12 protein-coding genes are annotated in these 8,202 nt (G+C 35.6%); 6 read left to right on the forward strand and 6 right to left on the reverse strand.

Annotated features, from left to right (window positions below; genetic code table 11):
• Positions 1-26: 26 nt before the first annotated feature.
• Positions 27-623, reverse strand: coding sequence for an SHOCT domain-containing protein (locus tag ABDW32_RS22865; protein ID WP_343566127.1), 597 nt, complete (start codon positions 621-623; stop codon positions 27-29).
• A gap of 139 nt (positions 624-762) precedes the next feature.
• On the opposite strand from ABDW32_RS22865, the gene ABDW32_RS22870 reads away from it, so the two are divergent.
• The 6 genes from ABDW32_RS22870 to ABDW32_RS22895 all read left to right on the forward strand — a co-directional run bounded on the left by ABDW32_RS22870 (position 763) and on the right by ABDW32_RS22895 (position 4,897).
• The gene (locus ABDW32_RS22870; protein ID WP_343566128.1) at positions 763-990 is read left to right on the forward strand and encodes a hypothetical protein; all 228 of its coding nucleotides are present in this window, start codon (positions 763-765) and stop codon (positions 988-990) included.
• A 93-nt stretch (positions 991-1,083) separates the two neighbouring features.
• Positions 1,084-1,803 carry a hypothetical protein gene (locus ABDW32_RS22875; protein ID WP_343566129.1) on the forward strand — a complete coding sequence of 240 codons (720 nt, stop codon included), beginning with the start codon at positions 1,084-1,086 and terminating at the stop codon, positions 1,801-1,803.
• Between the two features lie 234 nt (positions 1,804-2,037).
• Positions 2,038-2,625, forward strand: a complete 588-nt coding sequence (locus ABDW32_RS22880; RefSeq protein ID WP_343566130.1) for a hypothetical protein — start codon at positions 2,038-2,040, stop codon at positions 2,623-2,625.
• Between the two features lie 156 nt (positions 2,626-2,781).
• The gene (locus tag ABDW32_RS22885) at positions 2,782-3,573 is read left to right on the forward strand and encodes a DUF2711 family protein (protein WP_343566131.1); all 792 of its coding nucleotides are present in this window, start codon (positions 2,782-2,784) and stop codon (positions 3,571-3,573) included.
• A 54-nt stretch (positions 3,574-3,627) separates the two neighbouring features.
• On the forward strand, positions 3,628-4,239 hold the full coding sequence (locus ABDW32_RS22890) for a DUF4304 domain-containing protein (RefSeq protein WP_343566132.1): 612 nt from the start codon (positions 3,628-3,630) through the stop codon (positions 4,237-4,239).
• A gap of 46 nt (positions 4,240-4,285) precedes the next feature.
• A complete protein-coding gene (locus ABDW32_RS22895; RefSeq protein WP_343566133.1) occupies positions 4,286-4,897 on the forward strand; it encodes a hypothetical protein in 612 nt (203 codons plus the stop codon).
• A gap of 159 nt (positions 4,898-5,056) precedes the next feature.
• Here ABDW32_RS22895 and ABDW32_RS22900 read toward each other — a convergent pair whose 3' ends face one another.
• The 5 genes from ABDW32_RS22900 to ABDW32_RS22920 form a co-directional block, all read right to left on the reverse strand.
• Entirely contained in the window at positions 5,057-5,404 is a 348-nt protein-coding gene (locus ABDW32_RS22900; protein ID WP_343566134.1) for a hypothetical protein, read from the reverse strand.
• 241 nt (positions 5,405-5,645) lie between these two features.
• Positions 5,646-6,149: a hypothetical protein gene (locus ABDW32_RS22905; protein WP_343566135.1), complete on the reverse strand. Its 504-nt coding sequence runs from the start codon at positions 6,147-6,149 to the stop codon at positions 5,646-5,648.
• Positions 6,150-6,267: 118 nt separating this feature from the next.
• Positions 6,268-6,921, reverse strand: a complete 654-nt coding sequence (locus ABDW32_RS22910) for a hypothetical protein (RefSeq protein WP_343566136.1) — start codon at positions 6,919-6,921, stop codon at positions 6,268-6,270.
• A 162-nt stretch (positions 6,922-7,083) separates the two neighbouring features.
• Positions 7,084-7,701 carry a hypothetical protein gene (locus ABDW32_RS22915; RefSeq protein WP_343566137.1) on the reverse strand — a complete coding sequence of 206 codons (618 nt, stop codon included), beginning with the start codon at positions 7,699-7,701 and terminating at the stop codon, positions 7,084-7,086.
• A 3-nt stretch (positions 7,702-7,704) separates the two neighbouring features.
• The gene (locus tag ABDW32_RS22920) at positions 7,705-7,938 is read right to left on the reverse strand and encodes a hypothetical protein (protein WP_343566138.1); all 234 of its coding nucleotides are present in this window, start codon (positions 7,936-7,938) and stop codon (positions 7,705-7,707) included.
• Between the last annotated feature and the right edge of the window lie 264 nt (positions 7,939-8,202).

Raw genomic sequence — 8,202 nt, forward strand, 5'->3', positions numbered from 1 at the left:
TTATAAAATGTGTTAATTAAATAATCTCATGACCGCATATAAATCTCAGATATATCATACCGAGTAGTTTCGTCCATCACTGTTTTTAAATAGACCTTCTTTTCGCTGGCAAAAAATCCAGTGGGACTGATCACGACTTTAACTTCGCCTGCATGTACATCAAAATCCAATGCGTTATCCCTCCCCTGTGGCAAATCTATAAAGTTTCCCTTGTCTCCTACCCTGATCATCAACCTTCCGGAAATGCCAGAGGTGGACGAACAATAAAGTGATAACACGGTTTTCTTTTTTGGCAGGTTACTTCTTAAATTTACCTTCTCCATTTCAAATTCCTCCCTGGTAATCAGGTCAGAGTCGAGCAAACTCTTAAGTTTAAATAATTCATCAGTAAACGACTTGTCACCTGCTTTTAAAATTCCTTCCGTTTGCTTCTTAGCATTGGATAACAGTTCTGTTTCAAATTTGATCTGATCGTCTGATTTAGACATCAGTGTGAATATGAGTCCAATAACTGGCGATAGAAATAACGACAGGAAGAATGCGCCCGCAAAACCTATATTTCTATTGATACCGATAGCACCTACTACTAACGAAAAAATAATCCACCCTAAAAATATATCCATTGTCAATGTTGTTACAATAACCCTGAACAAAGGTAAAGTTGGTATAGGATGAAATTATACGGGAAGCCGTAAGGAGAAAGTAAAAGAAAGGCTGAGATTTGCTAGTAGATTCTATTTAATCTTAACCATCCGCAACAACATGGCGCAAAGGAAACCTTACAATCCGAATACGAAATATGGTCGTCGCAAATTAAGGGAAGATCATTACCGGCGAGTGGCAAATATGACTGACGACGAAAGAAGCAAACTGGAAGGCAATACCTTCGGATGTATGTTATTGTTTCTCATTATAGGTGGTCTAATTGTATTCCTTCTTTTGGGCGGAAACGGACTTATGAGATGGTTGGGTGGAAAACGTCCCTATTAAAACAATCCATTTAAACTTTAAATAGCTGAGAGTATGGGGAGCCATAGCAAATCATAAAATTTAACCACGGTATATACTTAATAAAATACTATAATGAAAAGATTTTTATTCATATCACTGAGTGCAACAATACTGTTTGCTAGCTGTCTAAATTCAGAAACAACTGAGTCTACTGAGTTGACAGACACAACCAATGTTGAAACAAGTATTGTGGCGCCAACTAAACTAAGCGGATACACGGTATCATCGCCAACCATTTCTACGACACCAACAAAAACCTTATATAGAGCCGACATCATATTAAATGGGGACGATGGATTAAATGATGAAAACAATAAACAGCTCCTACTCCATCTTTATGATTCCATAAAGAATAGTGATGCAAGCCCGAATGCAGTCAGTCTATTTCTATTTCAAACGGAAGAGCATAGTAAAAGTGGTATGGGACAATGGGTTGCAAGGCTTTCAAAGGCTAAAAACGATGGTGAACCTACCGTAGCTGCACAGCATTTTAAAATTCCTTCGCAGCAAAATGCACCATCTTATCGCAAATCACTTACACTTGCAATTCGAAAAGAGATATTTAAGGAGATTATCCAGGCAGAGGACAAGTCGATGCAAGAGGCAGAAAGAAAGTATCCATTGACGAGCTTTAGTAACGCAGAGAAGAATGATATTTATCAACATCAACTCGCAAAAAAGTTCAAAGCCGAGATTCAAAGAAAATTTAATGTAGACCAGAAAACACTTAAAACAATATCATTGGAAGGATTGGAATATAATTGGCCGATGCCAAAATATTTGAAAGACTGAAATAATATATTGCGGCTGTCCCACATGCGGTTTAGGGCTAAGGTATAAATTGGCAAAGATGGATACTTACGTGAAACCACAACTAATTTAATCAATAATCCCAATTAAGGAATTTGTGAAGACTGATTTTATATTTTTGCCAATATAAATACTGTTTTGTAAATTCAATTATTAGAAAGCCATTTAATACCTAAATATTATAGCAATTGATTTTAGAGCATTCATTATATTATCATGGATCTAAGCGAAATAGAAAAAAACTATGAAAGAATGTTGGATAGCAGGCTCATTGAGGTTATTACCACAAATGCGCAGGGAATTCTGCCGGAAGTAGTTAGCATCATAGAAAATAAAGTTAAGAAGCGTAACCTCGACCCTGGTCTTATAAATTGCTTAATAGCTCAAAATGAACAGCATTCTATTGAAGATATTTATCATTATGCGGAACTGCTGCGGAATTGTCCCTGCCCTATCTGCAACAATACTCGGGACAAGTTAAATGGAACAATCTACCATAGTATCAAAAGCATCCTAGTTACGACTATTACCGAAACGAGATGGATCATTGCTTGCCCAGATTGTTTGGATAAGCAAATTCGAAAAGCCATTGTGTCTTGCTCACTTCTTGGTTGGTGGGGAATTCCCTGGGGAATACTGAAAACCCCGGTGTACATCTATAGAAATCTAAAGGTAAAGGAAGAAAACAGGATCAGCGATCCAAACGGTTCGCTCCTTTCATTTACTGCTGACAATATAGTCCAAATAAAAGCTTTCGAGAATAATCCTGAAAAATTGAAGAATATTATTAGAGATTTAAGATAACTATTAATAAAAATGGGAAGGCTTTATAGCAGTATAGCAACCCTTTACAAAACCCCAGCTGGATATGGTGGTTGGCAATTAACGAATTTTCAGCTCTCCATAAAATTCCATATATTGGATTTGAAATAAAGGCTATACATATTTAACCAATATTTTATGAGCAACATATTTGAAGAGGAAAAGTTATACCCTTATGAAGGGACAATAAAAAAGCATTTCGAAGATCATTATGACAGCGTTTTCATTGCATTGCTCCCCTTCTTTCAACTTGACAGAAAGGAAACTGATAAAGCTAATCTAAAAAAAGCCAGGTTACTATCGCATGAAGAAGCGCTGAAGGAAATTGATTTATTAAAAAAACTTCCCGAAGCGAATAGGGATATCTATAGTTACGACAATGATCGATACCCTGCCGATGAAGAGATTTTTCGGAAAGGCAAATCAATACGTTGGCACAATATCGTGAAAGGTTCTGATCTTGCAGGTTATGCGGATCTCAATACAGCCCTACGAACTTCAATAGGTGCGTTAAACCGAAATTTTACGAGACCGGACCTCATGGAAAAGCTTAACAATTATACGGAGAGCGAAAGTATCTACCATCCGACCGAAGGTGCCTTTGGTATGCTTTCAATGATGGCTATCTATAAAGCGTTCAAACTCCTGGGAAGGAACGAGATCATGATAACCGACGAGTTTTATGAACAGACCGCAACTGTAGATCTTGATCGACTAACCGAATATGAATTCTGTGATCAGATCGGCGGTAAGGATTATTACTTATACTCGGCTGATAAAGAAATTCTGTTTACCATTGAATGGGATAGTTTCTTCTTTCTCATCGCAACAGATCATAAAAAAATGGATAAGCTTATCGCTAATGATTTGTTTGAGGGTTTTCTCTGCAATGACAAGACAGAACATTCTTGGGCATACACCTTGGAGTAAAATAACAATTATAGTCTGAAACAGGCTTAGTACAATATAGTACCACAGTCATTTATGAAAACAGAAACTCAAGAAAAATTTGACAGAATCATAAAGGAAAGCTTTATTGAAATCTTAAAACCACTGGGTTTTAAAAAAAAGGCTAACAATTTTTATTTGCCGCTTGAGAAAATCGGTCACATCATAAATATTCAAAAAAGTTATTATAGCACTAAAGACGATATCCGTTTCACTATAAACGTTGGAATATTTTCACCCGAGTATTGGTTAGCGTGCTTTAACTATCATAACAAAGATGTACCAGCATATCCCACTGAACCTGAGTGTTTAATAAGAAAAAGAATTGGCTGGATGAGAGGGCTAGACGATACGTGGTATACTGTAACAACAACGACAGATGTTGAAGGACTAGTCGCTGAAATGAAATATAATATTTCAGGCTTTATTTTACCATTCTTGGAAAAATTAAACACTGAACAAAAGCTTATCAACGAACTGGAAACTTCTGAAACCTTACTTCACACCGCCGCTAAAATGACATTTTTCGCAGAGCTAAAGCTGCTGGATAAAGCCAGAGCCGAATACAGGAAAATATCAAAAGAAAATTATAATCCATATCAAATAGCGAGCCTCAAAGAATATGCAGAAAAGCAGGGTTTAATTTGATAAAATAGATTTTTTAATTGGCATTTTATACAGCGATCAAGACAGGATGAAGATATTAGACTTTTTCAGAATATTTAAACGAAAGATTGCATCAAAAACTAAGAGGAATGCATACTTGCCCCTGTCTTGGGACGACGATTATTGTCAAATTGAAATTGTCCCCGCCGAAAATAGGGAGTCTATAGAGAATAGGATTACAGAAGTAAAAATTCTCGCGGAACAATCAAGAGAAGGGCTGGGTTTTACTGAAATATTCGAAGTCGGCCAGATGTCTATAACGACTTTTTCGAAAGAAATCCTAACAGAGCCGTTAAGTCAACTATTAACAAATTATAAATTTGAAAAAGCAAAAAGCATTAACTATGTCGGCTATAAAATAGCCAACTGCGAAACAACATCGACTAAAGCTTTTGGTTTCTCAAACTTCACTATATTTTTTGATACAGAAGAAGAATTTGTAAAACATATTTGGCTTTCGATCAACGCGACAGCTTCTCGAACGGAAATTTCACGAGAACAATTCAAATTGATTAAAGACGCACTATATAGCTTAGGAGAAGAATACGAAATGGTTTTAGCTGACTGGAATAGCTTGCAATTAATCGATTTAAGCAACAGAAATCAGATTGACAAATACCTTAACGGTTACTGGAAATAGTATTCGAAGATCAATATCCCTAGTTCCATTTTCATAATGATAATGATCTTGACTTGCGAAAGTAAATTGTTGGATAAAATTGGCTTAGTTCCTTTCAGATCTAATGGAGCACCTCAATGTATGAAAGCTGGCTCGGCTGATCAATGTTACGATTTTTCATCATAACTGTTTTAAATCCTTTAAAGTAAAATTTTGAAAAGTACAGCCCCATTCATCCGAACCATAAACGAACAGTTCTAGACTATGCAGTTTAAAATCTGCTATATTTCCAACAAATCCAATACCTGGATCAATTCCTTTGGTTACTATCATTTTGTCGACCGACAAGATATCCTCTGAAATTGGGAGGATATCTTCTTCGTCATAATACTTGAAAAACACATACTGCCCTAGACCGGTACATTCCCTTTCTACAACATATAATTTTTCTATATGGCTAGTTAAAGCCTGATATTTCTGTGCGAAAACAGAAAGCAATTCTGATTCTAAAACTGTCAACTTATTCATAGCTATACTAAACTTCATAGATTCTCTAAATAATACGTCATTATTTTTCAATTGCCTCACAAGTTCATAATCATAATACTAGGCAGAAACATCTGACTCCCCTTTCTTGAGATTTGGTCGATATCTACACTAAGCCCTATAATAGCATCAACTCGATCGCCTGTGCATGTTGCTTGAGCAATTCGCTCAAGATATGTTGCACTTCAGATTGTGCATAGATAATTCCGGAAGGTAATGCATATTATTCCTTTTTTTTCATTGTCCTAAAAATAAACAGCAGTCTGTCGAGATCTTTAGTTGATTTTCCATTGCCAAACATGTGAACCAATTCATTCCACCCCTCGCCGCTTTTACTATACAAAATACTTTGAATTGAATAGTCTCCATTGCAGTTATAAATGGTCCAGCTTACATCTTGATCAAATATTTCATTTTTCAGATGCTCGGTTTTGCAACTTTTGCTTTTAGCTGGAAATTGGCTAGGATGATTACCGAAATACAAGCCGCCCGAAAATCCAGTATGATTTGTGGTGTCAGCAGGATTAAAATAGTAAACGGAAAAATCTTCTCCATTGGTTTCACCTAAAGCAAAATCTGTGGGTAAAGAAATAGAATACTTACCTTTTCCTAATTGCCTTTCTTTTAATGACTTTATAAAAGTGGTGTCTGTCAAGCTATGTACAGATTTATGATCGTTATTTTGTCCGCAGCTGGTCAATGTTAATGTTGTCAGCAGGACAATCATTGTGAATTGTATCTTCATATCTTGGTTATCTTTTTAAGGGTTTGTGGCTCTATATTTTATACTTCATAATCGCTACGATGACAACATTGGCAGCTATGGGAACACTGGAATTGCTTTATTAAAAAATTTTAATTTTCCACATTTCTATATTTTGTCGTGACTTATTCCGAATAGTAATAAAATTGTTGTCATCCCATTTAAAATCTAAATAATAAACTACTTCACCTCCGCTAGGTTCACCTTCTGTGATCAAATCTCGATTGATTTCCGTACCAGTCTTGTCAAATAAAACCCAAAATAATTTAAAACAGTTAATCTCCCATTCGCACCAAAGTCCTAATTTCCATTGACGATTTGGTGAGAATTTGTATTTATTCCTTATGAAGAATTTATAGTCTAAATCGTTATCAATACAATATTTATATGCTTTTAATAACGGTTTAATATCCCATTTTTCCAACTCACCAATAGTTGTCATTCCGGAATGAAGCAAATTAAGCTGTAAACTTTTCTTTTCATATGTATTCATTCCAAAATACTGGTCAAAATTTATTTGCTTATAAACTTCTCGGAATCCCTGATATGATGTTATTTGATCTACTTTTGAAGGATCCTCTCCAACCGAAACCACACATTTTCTGACATCATCAGTATTGTATTCACGAAGAAATGACCAATACATTTCGGCAATACTCCAACATTCTCTATTAAATTCTCTAAAATTTTTACCTGGTAAAAATTTCGCTCCTAGACTAATTTCACTTAAACTCATTGTATCTACTATTTTCTTGGAAGTGAGATATAGTTATTTCCCTATGCATCTTACCACTGAATCTAACGGTAAGCTCAGCGGACAAAAGGCGGTCATTGACCAAGGCTGTTGATTTTGTTTGTTTTGCTCTGTTCATCCCAATCCATCCTAGTTGTTTCATTGCTAAAATCCATAATGCGCAATATATGTCTCCCTGAACATAAAAGCATCAGATGATTCATCAACGACAAAATTGACAACTCTCTTTTCTACGCCCCCGCTGTCTCCACTATATTTCTGGCTGTCAAAAGATGCCGGAAACGGAAATTTATTGATTTCGGAAAAATCCATTTTTTGTTTGCCTGTGTCAAGCTCTTCCTTGCTGACTTTTTTAAAGGCTTCAACAAAATAAGAGCCAAACATATCATACACGAACCCCGCATATACTTCGGGAGTAATCTGCTCATCGAAAAGAATGCATTTACAGGAAATAGAAACTTCCGTGGTCGTCACCCCATTGTATTTTCTGTTCCTGTAGGTCGGATGAAATTTTACCGTATCCGTATTGTAGATAGAGTCATAAAAAAACTTATGGGTCTCATTCATCACTTCAAAATATAATGTAAACGAATAATCCCCTTTCTGCATTAACTTTTTGGGACTCAATATATTCGTCCATATGTAATCAAAAACGTAATGGGATATCTGGGCATCAACTCGGGGCCTTTTGAGCAGAATAGAAGCTCTTGATAGACCCTCATCGTCATCAATGCTCCAAAACCTGTTAATTGTAACTTCCATACCTTATGAATATTTACTATCGATTTTATAGGTTTCAATATGTGTGCTGACCACTTCAAGGACTTCTGTCGGACAGCGGAACTCCAAGATTTCATTCATAAATAAGTATGTTGACCGATCTGAGAAAAAACTATCTTTTCCCATTTCAACAATTTCCTTGTACTCGGGCACTTTATCAAACAAAATACCTGTTAATGTATCAAAAATAAAAACATCAATTTCTTCTAATGGCTTCATGTGGAGTTGCAAATTCATGTGCTATCAAGGTACAAAATAGGTATGAAAATTATCATTACTGGGTTATATCTTTTGTCTATTTAAATCCTCTTTTGTAAATTCAACAGTCTTATTACTGAAATAAAACCGATTATGCATAAATTATCGCTAATTATTTTCCTTACGATCTGTTGCCTAAGTAGTAGCTTTGCCCAATCTACTAGCAACTCTTCAAATAGTGAAATACATAATACTTTCTCGTATGCGTATATACGTGTAGAAGGA

It is taken from the genome of Sphingobacterium sp., from assembly GCF_039596235.1.
GTDB lineage: Bacteria > Bacteroidota > Bacteroidia > Sphingobacteriales > Sphingobacteriaceae > Sphingobacterium.

Bases quoted from the DNA above. Each gene is read 5' to 3' on its own strand.
- ABDW32_RS22865 (WP_343566127.1), bottom strand. From the start codon at position 623: ATGGATATATTTTTAGGGTGGATTATTTTTTCGTTAGTAGTAGGTGCT.
- ABDW32_RS22870 (WP_343566128.1), top strand. From the start codon at position 763: ATGGCGCAAAGGAAACCTTACAATCCGAATACGAAATATGGTCGTCGC.
- ABDW32_RS22875 (WP_343566129.1), top strand. From the start codon at position 1,084: ATGAAAAGATTTTTATTCATATCACTGAGTGCAACAATACTGTTTGCT.
- ABDW32_RS22880 (WP_343566130.1), top strand. From the start codon at position 2,038: ATGGATCTAAGCGAAATAGAAAAAAACTATGAAAGAATGTTGGATAGC.
- ABDW32_RS22885 (WP_343566131.1), top strand. From the start codon at position 2,782: ATGAGCAACATATTTGAAGAGGAAAAGTTATACCCTTATGAAGGGACA.
- ABDW32_RS22890 (WP_343566132.1), top strand. From the start codon at position 3,628: ATGAAAACAGAAACTCAAGAAAAATTTGACAGAATCATAAAGGAAAGC.
- ABDW32_RS22895 (WP_343566133.1), top strand. From the start codon at position 4,286: ATGAAGATATTAGACTTTTTCAGAATATTTAAACGAAAGATTGCATCA.
- ABDW32_RS22900 (WP_343566134.1), bottom strand. From the start codon at position 5,404: ATGAATAAGTTGACAGTTTTAGAATCAGAATTGCTTTCTGTTTTCGCA.
- ABDW32_RS22905 (WP_343566135.1), bottom strand. From the start codon at position 6,149: ATGATTGTCCTGCTGACAACATTAACATTGACCAGCTGCGGACAAAAT.
- ABDW32_RS22910 (WP_343566136.1), bottom strand. From the start codon at position 6,921: ATGAGTTTAAGTGAAATTAGTCTAGGAGCGAAATTTTTACCAGGTAAA.
- ABDW32_RS22915 (WP_343566137.1), bottom strand. From the start codon at position 7,701: ATGGAAGTTACAATTAACAGGTTTTGGAGCATTGATGACGATGAGGGT.
- ABDW32_RS22920 (WP_343566138.1), bottom strand. From the start codon at position 7,938: ATGAAGCCATTAGAAGAAATTGATGTTTTTATTTTTGATACATTAACA.